Source organism: Mycetocola saprophilus (genome assembly GCF_000718085.1).
In the GTDB taxonomy this organism is placed as follows: Bacteria; Actinomycetota; Actinomycetes; order Actinomycetales; family Microbacteriaceae; genus Mycetocola; species Mycetocola saprophilus.
Window position 1 is genome coordinate 208108 of record NZ_JOEC01000003.1, and the last position, 14791, is coordinate 222898.

The window sequence follows — 14791 nt, forward strand, 5'->3', positions numbered from 1 at the left end:
ATTTCTACGGGAGTTTTTGTGGGGAGCGGGCGACGGGCGCTAGCCGATGGGGTCACCGAGGCCTCCGGGAATGTCCTCCAGGATGCCGTCCTCGACCGCGCGGCGCAGCAGTTCCAGCTTGGTGCGGGCCGGACGGCCCACCTCCACGTACTTCCCGCGAATGCGGTTCAGGTATTCCTTGACGGTGGACGGGGCGATGCCCAGCTCCACGGCCACATCCTTGAGCGGCAGACCCGAGGCATACAGGCTCAGCACATCGCGCTCGCGCGGCCCGAGCTGTGCTACCGCAAACTGCCGGTCGGCCTCGATCGCGCTGGCCCACTCCAGGTTGGTCAGCGGACCGCCCCCGGCGACGGTTTCGATCGCCGCCACCACGTCGTGCGCGGGAGAAGACTTGGGGATGACCCCGGCGGCACCGGCGGCCAGGGCCTCGCGGACCAGGCCCACCCGGTCGGCGATGCTGTGAATCAGCACGGCCGCGCCATCCCGGGAGACCGCGCGCACATTCTCGGCCACGCTGGATCCGTCCCCCAGCGAGAGATCCAGCACCACGACGTCCACCGGCACCCGGATCTCCAGGAACTCGGCGACCCCGGCGGTGCTGGACACGATGCGGTGACCGGCGGCTGCACACACGGCCTGCAGGCCGAGTCGGACCGACTCGTGATCATCGATCACGGCAATACGCACGGCACCCATCAGCGCCGCCCGGTCCGCACCAGCGAGGCCACGGCCTCGACGTGGTGGGTGTGCGGGAAGAGGTCGAATCCGCTCACGCCGGTGAGGGTGTAGCCCGAGGCGGTGAGCTGGCCGAGGTCGCGGGCCAGGGCCACCGGGTCGCAGGCCACGTAGATGATCTGGGCCGGGTCGAGCTCCACCAGCTGCTCGATCACGCGCTTGCCGGCACCCGAGCGGGGCGGGTCCAGGACCACGGTTCCGGCAGCCAGGCGCGCACGCTCGGCCGATCCGGCGTTCTCGAACAGTCCGCTCAGGTAGGCATCCACCCGGGCGGTCTGGGCGCTGGCCCCGATCCACTCGGCGAGGTTCTCCCCCGCGTGCACGGTGGCCCGCTCGCTGGATTCCACGCTGGTGATCCGGGTGCCCGCACCGAAGCGGTCACCGACGGCGGCGGCCAGCAGGCCCACCCCGCCGTAGAGGTCAAGGTTGCCGGCGGACGGATCGAAGTAGTCGGCGTCAATCGCCTCCTGCACGGCGGTGGTCAGGACCTGGGCGGCCCCGTGGTGCACCTGCCAGAAGCCGTTCTCGGCCAGGCGGAACTCGCGTCCGCCCACGGTCTCGATGATGGTCGGGGCATTCGCCGGGGCCACCGGCGCGCGACCGCGACGGCGCACCTGCTCGCGCAGGTTCACCCGGGTTTCGCCCCCCGAGGTGTGCAGAATGTCGATCGAGGCGGTCCCCGCGGGGACGCCGTGGCGCGGCATCGCCTCGGCGATGGCCGCGTGGGCCAGCGGCAGGTCGTCCACCTCGATTACGGTGTGGGTGCCCGACGCATAGGGCCCAACCCGGCCCTCGCCGTCCACCTGGAGGCTCACGCGGGTACGCCAGCCCAGGCCGCCGGTCTCGTCATCGCCGGGGACCGCGGACACGGTGACCGGCAGCTCGATGCCGCCAAACCGGGCCAGGGCCTCGGTCACCACGGTTTCCTTGAGGCTGCGCTGGTGGGCCAGGTCGATGTGTCCAAACTCGGCCCCACCGGCACGCTGCGCGGGATCGCGGGTGATGCTCGCGGCCGACCACACGTGCTCGCGACGGTGCTCGGAGGGCTCCAGAACCTCAAGGGTATCGGCCTCCCAGAAGCTGGACTTCTGACGGCGGACCCGGGCGCGCACGCGCTCGCCGGGGATCGCGTCGGTGACAAAGACCACGCGGCCCTCATGTCGGGCGATAAAGACACCACCGTGGGCTACGTTGGTTACATCAAGTTCGAGGATCTGGGGGTCGGATTGCACACTCACACTCCGAGCTTCCCACGTTTTCCCCGCCGCGACCTACTTTTGTGCCAAGGAACGTCATGACCCTGTACCTCGCCTCCACCTCTCCCGCCCGCCTGATGCTGCTGCGCTCGGCGGGGATCGAGCCCGTGATTGTGCACTCTCACGTGGATGAACCGGCCACCGTCGCCGCGGCCGAGGCAGCCTCCGGTCCGCTCTCTACCCCAGAAATGGTGGCGCTGCTGGGCCGGGCCAAGGCCGAGGCGGTGACCCTCGATGCCGACGGCAACCCGCTGGATGGCTTCGTCCTCGGTGGAGACAGCTCGTTCGAGTTGGATGGTGTCTCCCAGGGCAAGCCGCATACGGCCGAACGGGCCACCGCGCGCTGGGAAGCTCAGCGCGGCCGCACCGGCACGCTGTATTCGGGACACTGGCTGATCGACTACCGCGGCGGGGTTCCGCGCGCCGCCACCGGCGGGGTGGCCCGGGCCACGGTGACCTTCGCCGACAACATCACCGATGCCGAAATCGCCGCCTATGTGGCCTCGGGCGAGCCGCTGTGGGTGGCCGGCGCGTTTACCCTGGACAGTTTGGCCGGTGCCTTTATCTCCGAAATCTCGGGACACCCCTCAACCGTTATTGGCCTTTCCCTCCCGCTTTTGCGTGATTCTTTCGCGGAATTAGGGGTGTTATGGACGGATCTGTGGAACCGACCCGGGGCCCTCGGCGCGGTGGAACTGTAGGGTTTCACGCAATCCGATTCACTTTTTTGTGAGAGTCCACCAAAGCCCGAGGCCAAAGGCATCGTAGGCTAGGGGACTGTGCCCCGTATTACTAAAGTTCTCATCGCCAACCGTGGCGAAATCGCCGTCCGTGTAATTCGTGCTGCCCGCGACTCGGGAATCGGTTCGGTTGCCGTCTATGCCGACCAGGACCGTGACGCCCTCCACGTGCGCCTCGCCGATGAGGCCTACGCCCTCGGCGGCAGCACCAGCGCCGAGACCTACCTCGTCATCGACAAACTCCTCTCGGTCGCCCGCCGCTCCGGCGCCGACGCCGTGCACCCCGGCTACGGCTTCCTGGCCGAGAACGCCGACTTTGCTCGCGCCGTCATCGGTGCCGGCCTCACCTGGATCGGCCCGAGCCCCGACGCGATCGAGCTGCTGGGCGACAAGGTTTCCGCCCGTCACGTGGCCGAGAAGGTGGGCGCACCGCTGGCCCCCGGAACCCTCAACCCGGTCTCCGGCACCGACGAGGTCCTGGCCTTCGTGGATGAGTTTGGCCTGCCGGTCGCGATCAAGGCCGCCTTCGGTGGCGGTGGACGCGGCCTCAAGGTGGCCCGCACCCGCGAGGAGGTGCCGGAGATGTTTGACTCGGCCACCCGCGAGGCCGTGGCCGCCTTTGGCCGTGGCGAGTGCTTCGTGGAGAAGTACCTCGACCAGCCGCGTCACGTCGAGACCCAGTGCCTCGCCGACGCCGAGGGCAACGTGGTGGTCATCTCGACCCGCGACTGCTCGCTGCAGCGTCGCCACCAGAAGCTGGTGGAGGAGGCTCCGGCCCCGTTCCTCACCGATGAGCAGAACGAGCTGCTGTATGCCGCTTCCAAGGCCATCCTCAAGGAGGTTGGCTACCAGGGTGCCGGTACCTGCGAGTTCCTGATCGGCAAGGACGGCACCGTGTCCTTCCTCGAGGTCAACACCCGCCTGCAGGTTGAGCACCCGGTCTCCGAAGAGGTCACCGGTATCGACCTGGTGCGCGAGCAGTTCCGCATCGCCGAGGGTGGACTGCTGGACTATGCGGACCCCAAGCCCGAGGGCCACTCGTTCGAGTTCCGCATCAACGGCGAGGACCCGGGTCGCGGCTTCCTGCCCCAGCCCGGCCCGATCCACGTGTTCAAGACCTTCGGTGGCCCCGGCATTCGCCTGGACTCCGGCGTGACCGCCGGGGACGAGATCTCCGGTGCCTTCGACTCGCTGATCGGCAAGATCATCGTGACCGGCAAGACCCGCCAGGAGGCGCTTGAGCGTTCGCGCCGTGCCCTGGACGAGTTCGAGGTTGCCGGCCTGCCGACCGTGCTGCCCTTCCACCGCAAGATCGTTCGCGATCCTGCCTTCGTGGGGGCCGACGGCACCTTCGGGATCTACACCCGCTGGATCGAGACCGAGTTCGTGAACGACATCGAGCCCTGGGACGGCGAGCCGCAGGCACTGGGTGCCCCCGCCGGTCGCAACACCGTGGTGGTCGAGGTTTCCGGCAAGCGCCTCGAGGTCAGTCTGCCCGACTCGGTCCTGCCCGCGCAGAACTCCGGTGCCCGCAAGCTCGCGACCCCGCCCGCCCGCCGCGGCTCGGGCTCCAGCTCGGGTGCCCGCGCCACCGGCGACTCGGTGGCCTCCCCGATGCAGGCCACGATCGTCAAGGTCGCGGTCGAGGAGGGCCAGAAGGTTGTCAAGGGCGACCTGGTGCTTGTGCTCGAAGCCATGAAGATGGAGCAGCCGATCACCGCCCACAAGGACGGCGTCGTCAGCGCGATCAGCGCCCCGGTTGGCGAAACCGTCTCGGCCGGCCACGTCCTGCTGAACATCCTCGACGCGTAACCGCGCCCACACAGCGCAGCGCCCCGGCCGGGTTTCCTCGGCCGGGGCGCTGCGCTGTGCAGGGGCTGCGTCGCGTGGGCTGCGTCGCGAGTACCCACACCGTGCGTGGGCACCGCCACGCGTGGATTTCGCGCACGGGGCTTTTACGCGCGTGACTTTCGCACGTGTAGGCGAAATCCCGCCCCGTCAGCGCGGCGACGCACCTGCACGCCGCAGCCTCTCCATACTGGTCACCGTGGAAATCAAACGGGGACACATCACGGCGCTGGTGTTTGCAGCAATTATCGCGATCGCGCTGGTGGTGTTGGTAATTCTCGGTTTTGGACTGGCGAATCTGCCCGGGTCGGCCCTCGCCTGCGAGGGTGAGGTCGTCTCGACGGACCTGTGTGAGCCGGCCAAGCTCGGGCGCACCATCTTTGGTGGCCTGATCGCCGCCGGTGCACTGATCGCGCTGGCAATCGTGGCCGTGGGTGCGGGCGCGCTACTGTTGCGCCGAAACGCGCGCTAGAAAGCGAGCATTCGACGGGAGGCTCCGATCGGCAGCTACGGGCGGGCCGTGCGGATCCCGTCGAAGGCGAAGCCGAGCACACGCTCGCCCTGTTCCTCGGTCTCGTAGGCGACGCCGGCGACGCCGACCACCAGGCGGATCACGTCGGCGATCTCCACGTCCGGACGCACGAGGCCCGCGGTCTGGGCGTTTTCCAGCAGGGGCTCCCCCGCCGCGTACATCGCGGTCCGGCAGCACAGCATGGTTTCCGAGCCGCGGTTCAGGCCGTCCAACAGCGCACGCTTGGTGGCCAGGAACGGGATGAACTCGCGCAGCCACGCCTCGAAGGCGTCCCACTCGCTGCCGCCGTCCTCAAGGTGCTCATCGGCCTTGCGGCACAGCACCAGAACCTCGGACGCATAGACGCGCTCGATCAGATCCTCGCGGGTGGGGAAGTTGCGGTACAGCGTCCCGATGCCCACGCCCGCGCGGCGCGCGACCTCCTCCAGGGAGGCGGTGATGCCCTCCTCGCGAAAAACAACCTTCGCGGTCTCGATCAGCGCGTCGTAGTTGCGGGCCGCATCGGCGCGGTGGGGTCGGCTGGTTTCAACCAGGGTCTCGAGTTCCACCAAATTTCCTTCCAACACTTGCAAACCGGAGGAACCCTCCGGTAATCTAAGAGCATGCCTCCGGTAATCCAGGAGGACGCCTCCACTTTACTCCTCGTGCAGGCCATAATCTACCCTTCGGCACGACACTCCGACTCACCCAGCAGCCCGAGCGTTCGAGTCGTTTCTGAAAGGTTCCCACCGTGTCGACTACGATTCGACGTCCACTCACGCTCATCTTCCTGATCCTCGCCATCGCCTCCGCGGCCATGTCGATGCTTCAGTCGCTGCTGAACCCCGCGCTCCCGCTGATCCAGCAGGAGCTCCACACCACCCAGACCGCGACCACCTGGATCCTGACCGCCTGGGCCCTCTCGGCCGCGGCCAGCACCCCGCTGGTGGGCCGGATGGGTGACCTGTTTGGCAAGAAGCGCACCATCCTCTTCGCCCTCGGCGCGATCGTGGCCGGAAGCATCCTGGCCACCTTCGCCCCGAGCATCGGACTGCTGCTGGCCGGCCGCGTGCTCCAGGGCCTCGGCGGTGCGGTCTTCCCGCTGGCCTTCGGCCTGATTCGCGAAAACTTCCCCGCCGCCCGCGTGGCCGGTGCCGTGGGCATCATGTCCTCGGTGATCGCCGTGGGTGGTGGCCTGGGCAGCGTCCTCGCCGGCCCGATCGTCGATGCACTGGGCTGGCGCGCGCTGTTCTGGCTGCCCGCCGCCGTGGTTGCGGTGGTCGCCATCGGTGCCGCGTTTGTCCTGCCCGAGTCCGCCTCCCGTCCCGGCGGACGCCTGCGCCCGCTCGGTGCGGTGCTGCTGGCCGGGTGGCTGGTCGCCCTGCTGCTGCCGCTATCCAACGGCTCGCGCTGGGGATGGGCCTCGCCGCTCACCATCGGCCTGTTTGTCCTGGCCGCGCTGCTGATGCTGGTGTGGATCCGAGTGGAGGCCACCTCCCCCACCCCGATCGTCGATATGAAGATGATGCGTCTGCCCGCCGTGTGGACCACAAACCTGGTGGCCTTCCTGTTTGGTGCCGGCATGTTCGCGATGATCACCTTCGTCCCGCAGTACGTCCAGACCAGCCCCGCCCAGGGCTACGGCTTCGGGGCCTCGGTCACCCTGGCCGGCCTGGTCATCCTGCCGATGACCGTGGGCATGGCGGTCGGTGGTGCCTTCAGCGCCCCGCTGACCCGCCTGCTCGGCTACCGCATCCAGCTGATGACCGCGAGCGCAATGGGCGCGATCGGTTCCGCCCTGATCGTGATTGAGCACTTCGCACTGTGGCAGATCGCCCTGGCCTGTGGCATCTACGGCCTGGGGCTCGGGATCGCCTATGCCGCGCTCACCAACGTGATCGTGAACGCGGTTCCCGCCCATCAGACCGGCGTTGCCACCGGAATGAACACAAACATTCGCACCGTGGGTGGCGCCGTGGGTACCGCGGTCTTCGGGGCGATTGTCACCTCAACCGCGGGTGTGGCCGGGCTGCCCACCGCCGCGGGCTACACCGGGGCGTTTGTCTTCATCACGATCACCGGGATCGCCGCCACCGCGGCCGCCGCACTGATTCCCGGTCGCCGCCCCGCACGGGAGGCATCCGATCCCAAGACCACGGTCGAAACCGCGGCACCCACCCACGCCGAGGCCCTGGAGGCCGAGGCCTCGGTGGTCATCGCAACGGCCGGCGCCGCCCTTCCCGCCGACGAAATTCCCGCGGACATCGAACCCGACCTCGATGCCGCCCCCGCACTCCGCGACGGTATCTCCGCGCGGTAACCCGGGCCGATTCTGGCCCACACACGATTCCGAAGGGAGCATCTACACACGATGATCACAACAGCCCTCCGCTTAGGCGAGGCCGTTCGCGGCCTCTGGAACGACATGCGCGACTCGGCCTATCTGCGCCGCGCACTCCGCGAAACCGATTCCCCGCTGGAATCCGCGGACGACTCGGTACCGCTTAAACCGTGCAGCCCCTGCATCGCATAACGGAGAAACGCGCCGCTCCCGGCGCGACCCCGCGACACCCAGAAGGCCCGGATCCTCACGGATCCGGGCCTGTGTTGGTCCTAGCTGTTTTCGGCGGACGCGGGGGTGTGCGCGTCGGGATCATCCACGTGGGTGGCCGCGCCGTACTCGGTGGCGCCGCCCTCGTCGGTCCAGTCGCTCCCGGTCTGATCGCTGTGCGCCGGATCCGATACGTGATCGTGTTCGGCGGGTGTTCCGTTGGTGCCCTCGGTCTGTGCGTTCATAACACTCCTCTCGCGGTTCACGGCCCCGGATTCCAAGCGGCGAAACCCGAGGTTTGTCCCGACACACTACCGCGCCCGGGCACCGATTGCGAGCCCTTGGCGCTACGGATGCGGCCCGACCCCGAGCACGGTAATCTCCCCCTCCCCCGGGCCGTAGCGCCACAGCAGTCGCCAGGCCGAGGGGGTGTGGTGCTCGACATAGGATCCAAACACCCCGACCCCGTCCTCATCGTTGACCGCGACGTGCTTATGGCTGCGGAGCGAAGGATACAGCGGATCGTTGGCGAGCTTCTCCAGGGCAAGCTCGACCCGGCGCCGTTTCTTCCGCATGGATGGACTGCCGCGCAGGTCTTCCAGCGCGCGGCGGCACCCCTCGGAATATCGAAGTTCAAATTTCTGGGCCATCGGGGCCTCCTCACACTCGGTGTGAGAACAGCGTGCGCCGCCACGATGGGTAATACCGGTATGGCGAGAAAACCCCCGGAAAACAAGGGATCCCGCCCGCGGACAACGCGGACGGGACCCGAAACGCCAGACGCCAGGTGTCAGACGCCAGACGCCAGACGCCAGACGCCAGAGTGAAACTAGCCGACGCGGTGCATCGCCTTGGCGGCATCGGTGATCGAGCCCACCAGCGACGGATACACGGCAAAGGCCGCCGCCACCTGGTCCACCGTCAGGCGGTGCTCCACCGCCAGCGCGAGCGGGAAGACCAGCTCGGAGGCCTTGGGGGCCACGATCACGCCACCGAGCACGGCACCGGAACCGACGCTGGCAAACAGCTTCACGAAGCCATCCTTGATGCCCATCATCTTGGCGCGCGGGTTGTGAGCCAGCGGCAGCTTATAGATTTCGCCGCGGACCTTGCCGTCCTCGATCTCCTTCTGGCTCCAGCCGACGGTTGCGATCTCCGGCTGGGTGAAGACGTTGGCGGCCACGTTGCGCAGCTCGATCGGGTTCACCGCGTCACCCTGGGAGTGGTAGATCGCCGTGCGCCCCTGCATCGAGGCCACCGAGGCCAGCGGCAGGAACGTGGTGCAGTCACCGGCGGCGTAGATGTTGGGAACCGAGGTGCGGGCAACCTTGTTCACGCGGATGTGACCGGACTCGGTCATCAGCACGCCGGCCTCCTCGAGGCCGATGCCCGCGGTATTGGGGATCGAGCCCACGGCGATCAGCGCGTGTGAGCCGGACACCGTGCGACCATCGGAGAGCGTGGCCAGCACGCCGTCACCGTCGCGCACCACCGAATCGGCGCGGGACTTATTCAGCACGGTCATGCCGCCGCGCTTGAAGACCTTCTCGATCACCGCGGCGGCGTCGGCGTCCTCGCCAGGCAGCACCTGGTCGCGGCTGGAGATCAGGGTCACGGTTGAGCCCAGGGCGCGGTAGGCCGAGGCGAACTCGGCACCGGTCACGCCAGAACCCACCACGATCAGGTGCTCGGGCACGGTCTTGAGGTTGTAGAGCTGGGTCCAGGTCAGGATGCGCTCGCCGTCGGGCTTGGCGGTGTCCAGGATGCGGGGGCTCGCGCCCACCGAGACGACGATGGTGTCCGCTTCGATCCGGTCAAAGTCGGCACCGGTGCCGCCGGACTCGGTCGAGGCGATGACCGCGTCGCGGCCGTCGAGGCGTCCGTGCCCGTCGATGATGGTCACGCCGGCCTCGACCAGCGACTGACGCATGTCCTCGGACTGCGCGTGCGCCATGCTCAGCAGGCGCTTATTCACCGCGCCCAGGTTGACGGCCACCTCGGGCTGGATCGGCTTGCCGGTGTTCTCATCCTGCGCATAAAAACGGACCCCGAGATCACTCGCGGTCCGAATGGCGGTGGTTGCCTCGGCGGTGGCAATCAGCGATTTGGAGGGGACAACATCGGAGATGACGGCGGATCCGCCGACCCCGATCCGCTCGATCAGGGTCACCTCCGCGCCGAGCTGTGCGCCGGCCAGGGCTGCCTCGTAGCCGCCCGGGCCGCCACCGATTACCGCAATCTTTTGGGTGCGTTCAAAGTCGTAGACCATGACCTCCATTCTTGCAGGCTTATCGGGGCGTTCAAAGTGAATTCGGCGCGCCTCGAAAACGGGCGCGATCCGGGGTCTTTGGCTAGAGTGGAAACCATGTCAGACTCCACCACAAACCCCCTGCACGACCCGGCCGTTTCGCCGCGCGAGGTTGCCGCCGAAGCCGCCGCCCAGATCGCCGAGAAGACCGGCGTCGCCTCGCACGATATCGCGCTGACCCTCGGCTCCGGCTGGGGCAAGGCTGCGGACCTGCTCGGTGAGACCGTCGCCGAGTTCCCCGCCGAGGAGGTCGTCGGCTTCTCCAAGCCCGCGCTGCCCGGCCACGGCGGAACCCTGCGCTCGATCAAGCTGCCCAACGGCAAGCACGCGCTGGTCATCGGCGCCCGCACCCACTACTACGAGGGCCACGGCGTTCGCCGCACCGTCCACTCGGTGCGCACCGCGGCCGCCGCCGGTGCCAAGACCATGATCCTCACCAACGGTGCCGGTGGCATCAAGGAGCACTGGACCCCGGGGACCCCGGTGCTGATCAGCGACCACATCAACCTCACCGCGGACTCCCCGCTCGAGGGTGCCACCTTCGTGGACCTGACCGACCTGTACTCCTCGCGTCTGCGCGACCTGGCACGCACCATCGCCCCCGAGCTGGACGAGGGTGTGTACTGCCAGTTCCGCGGACCGCACTATGAGACCCCCGCCGAGGTGCAGATGGCCAAGACCATCGGTGGCCACATCGTGGGTATGTCCACCGCGCTGGAGGCAATCGCCGCCCGCGAGGCCGGCATGGAGATCCTGGGCATGTCCCTGATCACCAACCTGGCCGCCGGAATCTCCCCCACCGCGCTCAGCCACACCGAGGTCATCGAGGCCGGTCAGGCGGCCGAGGCCAAGATCAGCGCGCTGCTCGCGCAGATCGTCGCGGCGATCTAATCCGTTAGAGCACGTCACGTGGCGGCGGCACCGAGATTTCGGGCCGCCGCCACACCGCGTTAATCACCGCTTCCACACCCGGTTTTGCGGCCGATCCGGTTAGCATGGTGGACATGCAAACTGCAATGAACAGCCTGAGCCGACCCGGCGGAGCCCGATGAGCGGCGAGAATACCGGTTCCGTTCCGGTGTGCACCGACCTGCTTGAGCGCGCCGAGGCGTGGCTCGCCCAGGATCCCGATCCGGAGACCCGCGACGAGCTCTCCGCGATCCTCGAGGCCGTCCGCGGCGGCGACTCCGCCGCCCGCGCCGACCTGGCCGACCGCTTCGCCGGACGCCTGGAGTTTGGCACCGCGGGCCTGCGTGGCCGCGTCGAGGCCGGATCCAACCGGATGAACCGCGTCCTGGTCTCCCAGGCCGCCGCCGGCATCGGAGCGTTCCTCAACGCCCGCGCCGGCGACACCACCCCGAGCGTCGTGATCGGCTATGACGGCCGCAAGAACTCCGACGTGTTCGCGCGCGACAGCGCCGAACTGCTCTCGGGTGTGGGCATCCGAGTGACCCTGCTGCCGCGTCCGCTGCCCACCCCGGTGCTGGCCTTCGCCGTCCGTCAGCTGGGCACCAGCGCGGGCATCATGGTGACCGCGAGCCACAACCCGCCCGCCGATAACGGCTACAAGGTGTACCTCGGCGATGAGGATGCGGGCTCGCAGATTGTCGCCCCGGTGGATGCCGAGATCGCGACCCAGATCCTGCGCATCGCGACCGACGAGAGCGTGCTGGATCTGCCCCGCTCCCCCGAGTATGCGATCGCCGATGAGGCCGTGATCGACGCCTATGTTCGCGCGACCGCGGCCCTGGTTGACCAGACCCCGCAGCCGCTGCGCGTGGTCTACACCGCGATGCACGGTGTGGGCTGGGAAACCTTCGCCCGGGTGGTGACCGCCGCCGGACTCCCCGAGCCCATCGCCGTGGCCGCCCAGCGCGACCCCGACGCCGCCTTCCCCACAGTCGCGTTCCCCAACCCCGAGGAGCCCGGCGCACTGGATCTGGCCATCGAGACCGCGCGCGAGCACGGTGCCGACCTGATCATCGCCAACGACCCCGATGCCGACCGCTGCTCGGTCGCGATTCCCGATCCCGCGGCACCCGGCGGCTTCCGCCAGCTGACCGGTAACCAGATCGGCTGGTTGCTGGGATGGCGTGCCGCCGAGCGGGCCCGCGCCACCGGTCGTCACGGCGCGCTGGCCTGCACCATCGTGTCTTCCCCGGCCCTGGCCGAGGTCGCGCGTCAGTACCAGCTGGACTTCGCCGAAACCCTCACCGGGTTCAAGTGGGTCTCCCGGGTCCCGCACCTGCTGTTCGGCTACGAGGAGGCCATCGGCTACCTGGTCAACCCCGACACCGTGCACGATAAGGACGGCATCTCCGCCGGCCTCGCCGTGCTTGAGCTCGCCGGTGCCGCCGCCGAGGAGGGACGCACCCTGGGCGACATGCTCGACGAGTTCGCAACCCGCTTCGGTTACTTCGGCAGCGACCAGCTCTCGATCCGCTTCACCAACCTGGCCCAGATCCCCGCGCTGATGGCGCGTCTGCGCGAGACCCCGCCGGCCCTGCTGGGCAGCCGGGAGATCGTCAAGATCGAGGACCTGTCGGTCGCCACCGCCGAGCGCCCGGGCACCAACGCGCTGCGCTGGGAACTCTCCGACGGTGCGCGGATCATGATTCGCCCGAGTGGAACCGAGCCCAAGGTCAAGTTCTACCTCGACGTGCGTGGCGAGGACGAGACCGTCCTGGAGAGCCTGGTCGAGATCCGCAGCGACCTCACCGAGCTGGTTTCGGAATAGCCTCACATACACAACGAGCCGGGTGGATCACTCCACCCGGCTCGTTGTGTGTTGACGCTAGCTCAGGGCCTCTTCGAGCTTGTCAGCCAGCTCGTCCAGGTCGAAGTAGTTGTTGATCACGATGATCTCCGCGTAGGTCTTGCCGATGGCCGGGACCAGCTCCGAGGAGGTGAGGATGATCTGGGCGTCGGCGGCGGCGGTCATGACCGAGGCCGCATCGCTCGCGGTGACCGTGGCTTCCAGGCCCAGGCGGGCCAGCGCGCGCTCGGCGTTCACCTTGAGGATGCCGGATGTTCCCACCCCGGCCCCACAGATTGCAACGATGTGCATCATGGTTGACCCCCTCTATTCCGCGGCCGGAGCCCCGAGGATATCGCGCACACGCTCCGCGGTCGGGGCATCGGCCAGGGCCGGGATCGACCCGGCATCGTTGAAGACGTTGGCCAGCTCGGCCACCGTGGTGACGTGCTCCTCGGTTCCGGTGACGGCCAGGCCGATGACCACGTTGACCGGGTCGTTATGCGGGTGTCCAAACACCACGGGCTCGGCCAGGGTGACCACGGCGATGCCCGAGTTCAGCACGTCGGGGCCCGGGCGGGCGTGCGCGAGGGCCAGGCCCGGCGCGATCACCACGTAGGCACCAAATTCCTCGATGACCTCGATCATCCGGTCGGAGTAGCTCTCGGCGGTGAAGCCGCCACGCTCAAGAGCGTTGCCGGCAAGCCGCACCGCGTCACGCCAGTCACCCGCACTGGCGTGCAGGTTGATTGCGTCGTCGGGAAGCGGGGGTAGCGGCATGAGATCCTCACTGAATCACGGGGGCGAAGGGTTCGTTCTTCCAGGCTACCGGTTCCCACCCCGAGAATCGGTAGAACGCTCGCTATGCGTCTGCCGCGGCGTCGAAACCTGCACGAATGCGCTCGGTCAGGTACTCCCGGTCCTCGGTGGGCATAAACGCGGCGGCGGCCGCATTGAGCTGGAAGATTTCCAGGTCTTCGAGGTCGTATTCGAAGGCCGCCGAGAGCAGGGCCAGCTCGCGGGTCAGCGAGGTTCCGGTGACCGTGCGGTTGTCCACGTTGACCGTGACTCGGAAGCCCAGCTGGTAGAGCAGGTCGAAGGGGTGATCCTCGAGCTCGTCACCCCACGCGTCGATGGCTCCGGTCTGCAGGTTCGAGGAGGGGCTGAGCTCCAGCGCGATCTCGCGGTCATTGACCCAGTGCGCCAGCTCCCCCATCTCCACATAGACGTTGTCGCCCTCGGTACGACGCACCTCGATATCCTCGGCCAGGCGCACGCCGTGGCCTAGGCGCAGGGCGCGTCCATCAAACAGCGCGCCCTGGATCGAGTCGAGACCGGCGGCCTCCCCCGCGTGCACGGTGACCGGGAAGTAGTGCTGGGCCAGATAGTCGAAGGCCAGGCGGTGCCGGGCGGGAGGGAAGCCGTCCTCGGCACCGGCGATGTCGAATCCGACCACGCCGTGATCGCGATGACGCACGGCCAGCTCGGCGATTTCCAGCGCGTTATCCGCATGACGCATCGCGGTGAGCAGCTGGCCCACCTCGATCTCGCCCCCGGCTCGGCGCACATCATCCACCCCGCGCTCGAGACCCTGCTGCACGGCCTCGACCGCGCGGTCGAGGGTCAGCCCGCCCCGCAGGTGCTGCTCGGGTGCCCAGCGAATCTCGGCGTAGATCACGCCGTCGTCGGCCAGGTCGTGGACAAACTCACGAGCAACCCGCGCCAGTGCATCCGCCGTCTGCAGGACGGCGATGGCCAGGTCAAAAGTCTTCAGGTAGGCGGGCAGACTGCCGGCGCTGGCCTGGTCGATAAACCACTCGGCGAGTTCCTCGGCGGTGTTGGCGGGGGCCTCCAGGCCGGCCGCGGCGGCCAGGTCCAGGATGGTCTGCGGGCGCAGTCCACCGTCCAGGTGGTCGTGCAGCGACACCTTGGGCAGGGCCCGCAGGTTGATGCCGCCGGGCAGAGTGTAGTTATCCGAGGTACTCACCCGGCAAAGTCTACCCGCGACCCTCGCGAAACGACAGGGTAAATCCAATGCCGTTCATACACTCGTCATCAGGCGACCGATTTGTTGATATATCAGC

The 14791-nt window shown here is 68.1% G+C and carries 15 protein-coding genes; 6 read left to right on the forward strand and 9 right to left on the reverse strand.

What is annotated here, in order from left to right; all coding sequences use genetic code 11:
* Nucleotides 1–39: 39 nt before the first annotated feature.
* Together IE92_RS0113440 and IE92_RS0113445 are read right to left on the reverse strand one after the other, a co-directional pair.
* On the reverse strand, nucleotides 40–699 hold the full coding sequence (locus IE92_RS0113440) for a response regulator transcription factor (protein ID WP_030149024.1): 660 nt from the start codon (nucleotides 697–699) through the stop codon (nucleotides 40–42).
* Entirely contained in the window at nucleotides 699–1970 is a 1272-nt protein-coding gene (locus IE92_RS0113445; protein ID WP_030149025.1) for a class I SAM-dependent RNA methyltransferase, read from the reverse strand. The genes IE92_RS0113440 and IE92_RS0113445 overlap by 1 nt, the downstream gene beginning before the upstream one ends.
* 62 nt (nucleotides 1971–2032) lie before the next feature.
* Between IE92_RS0113445 and IE92_RS0113450 the strand changes: the two genes are divergently transcribed.
* From IE92_RS0113450 to IE92_RS0113460, 3 genes are all read left to right on the forward strand, one after another.
* The gene (locus tag IE92_RS0113450) at nucleotides 2033–2695 is read left to right on the forward strand and encodes a Maf family protein (protein ID WP_030149026.1); all 663 of its coding nucleotides are present in this window, start codon (nucleotides 2033–2035) and stop codon (nucleotides 2693–2695) included.
* A 78-nt stretch (nucleotides 2696–2773) separates the two neighbouring features.
* Nucleotides 2774–4546, forward strand: a complete 1773-nt coding sequence (locus IE92_RS0113455) for an acetyl/propionyl/methylcrotonyl-CoA carboxylase subunit alpha (RefSeq protein ID WP_030149027.1) — start codon at nucleotides 2774–2776, stop codon at nucleotides 4544–4546.
* A gap of 235 nt (nucleotides 4547–4781) precedes the next feature.
* On the forward strand, nucleotides 4782–5054 hold the full coding sequence (locus tag IE92_RS0113460) for a hypothetical protein (protein WP_162178508.1): 273 nt from the start codon (nucleotides 4782–4784) through the stop codon (nucleotides 5052–5054).
* Nucleotides 5055–5089: 35 nt separating this feature from the next.
* Here IE92_RS0113460 and IE92_RS0113465 read toward each other — a convergent pair whose 3' ends face one another.
* The gene (locus IE92_RS0113465; RefSeq protein WP_245601302.1) at nucleotides 5090–5662 is read right to left on the reverse strand and encodes a TetR/AcrR family transcriptional regulator; all 573 of its coding nucleotides are present in this window, start codon (nucleotides 5660–5662) and stop codon (nucleotides 5090–5092) included.
* A 182-nt stretch (nucleotides 5663–5844) separates the two neighbouring features.
* On the opposite strand from IE92_RS0113465, the gene IE92_RS0113470 reads away from it, so the two are divergent.
* Nucleotides 5845–7413 carry an MFS transporter gene (locus IE92_RS0113470; RefSeq protein WP_245601303.1) on the forward strand — a complete coding sequence of 523 codons (1569 nt, stop codon included), beginning with the start codon at nucleotides 5845–5847 and terminating at the stop codon, nucleotides 7411–7413.
* 293 nt (nucleotides 7414–7706) lie between these two features.
* Here the strand turns inward: IE92_RS0113470 and IE92_RS0113480 are convergent, their stop codons facing one another.
* From IE92_RS0113480 to IE92_RS0113490, 3 genes are all read right to left on the reverse strand, one after another.
* Nucleotides 7707–7889, reverse strand: coding sequence for a hypothetical protein (locus tag IE92_RS0113480; protein WP_030149031.1), 183 nt, complete (start codon nucleotides 7887–7889; stop codon nucleotides 7707–7709).
* Nucleotides 7890–7991: 102 nt separating this feature from the next.
* Nucleotides 7992–8294 (reverse strand): hypothetical protein, encoded by a 303-nt coding sequence (locus IE92_RS0113485; protein ID WP_030149032.1) that lies wholly within the window; start codon nucleotides 8292–8294, stop codon nucleotides 7992–7994.
* A 179-nt stretch (nucleotides 8295–8473) separates the two neighbouring features.
* Nucleotides 8474–9913 (reverse strand): NAD(P)H-quinone dehydrogenase, encoded by a 1440-nt coding sequence (locus IE92_RS0113490; protein ID WP_030149033.1) that lies wholly within the window; start codon nucleotides 9911–9913, stop codon nucleotides 8474–8476.
* Between the two features lie 96 nt (nucleotides 9914–10009).
* Here IE92_RS0113490 and IE92_RS0113495 point away from each other — a divergent pair, with 96 nt between their 5' ends.
* Nucleotides 10010–10843 (forward strand): purine-nucleoside phosphorylase, encoded by an 834-nt coding sequence (locus IE92_RS0113495; protein WP_030149034.1) that lies wholly within the window; start codon nucleotides 10010–10012, stop codon nucleotides 10841–10843.
* Between the two features lie 157 nt (nucleotides 10844–11000).
* The gene (locus IE92_RS0113500) at nucleotides 11001–12689 is read left to right on the forward strand and encodes a phospho-sugar mutase (protein WP_051701965.1); all 1689 of its coding nucleotides are present in this window, start codon (nucleotides 11001–11003) and stop codon (nucleotides 12687–12689) included.
* A gap of 57 nt (nucleotides 12690–12746) precedes the next feature.
* Here the strand turns inward: IE92_RS0113500 and IE92_RS0113505 are convergent, their stop codons facing one another.
* The 3 genes from IE92_RS0113505 to IE92_RS0113515 all read right to left on the reverse strand — a co-directional run bounded on the left by IE92_RS0113505 (nucleotide 12747) and on the right by IE92_RS0113515 (nucleotide 14694).
* A complete protein-coding gene (locus tag IE92_RS0113505) occupies nucleotides 12747–13019 on the reverse strand; it encodes a PTS sugar transporter subunit IIB (RefSeq protein WP_030149036.1) in 273 nt (90 codons plus the stop codon).
* 15 nt (nucleotides 13020–13034) lie between these two features.
* Nucleotides 13035–13487 (reverse strand): PTS sugar transporter subunit IIA, encoded by a 453-nt coding sequence (locus tag IE92_RS0113510; RefSeq protein ID WP_030149037.1) that lies wholly within the window; start codon nucleotides 13485–13487, stop codon nucleotides 13035–13037.
* An 82-nt stretch (nucleotides 13488–13569) separates the two neighbouring features.
* Entirely contained in the window at nucleotides 13570–14694 is a 1125-nt protein-coding gene (locus IE92_RS0113515) for an adenosine deaminase (RefSeq protein WP_030149038.1), read from the reverse strand.
* Nucleotides 14695–14791 lie beyond the last annotated feature (97 nt).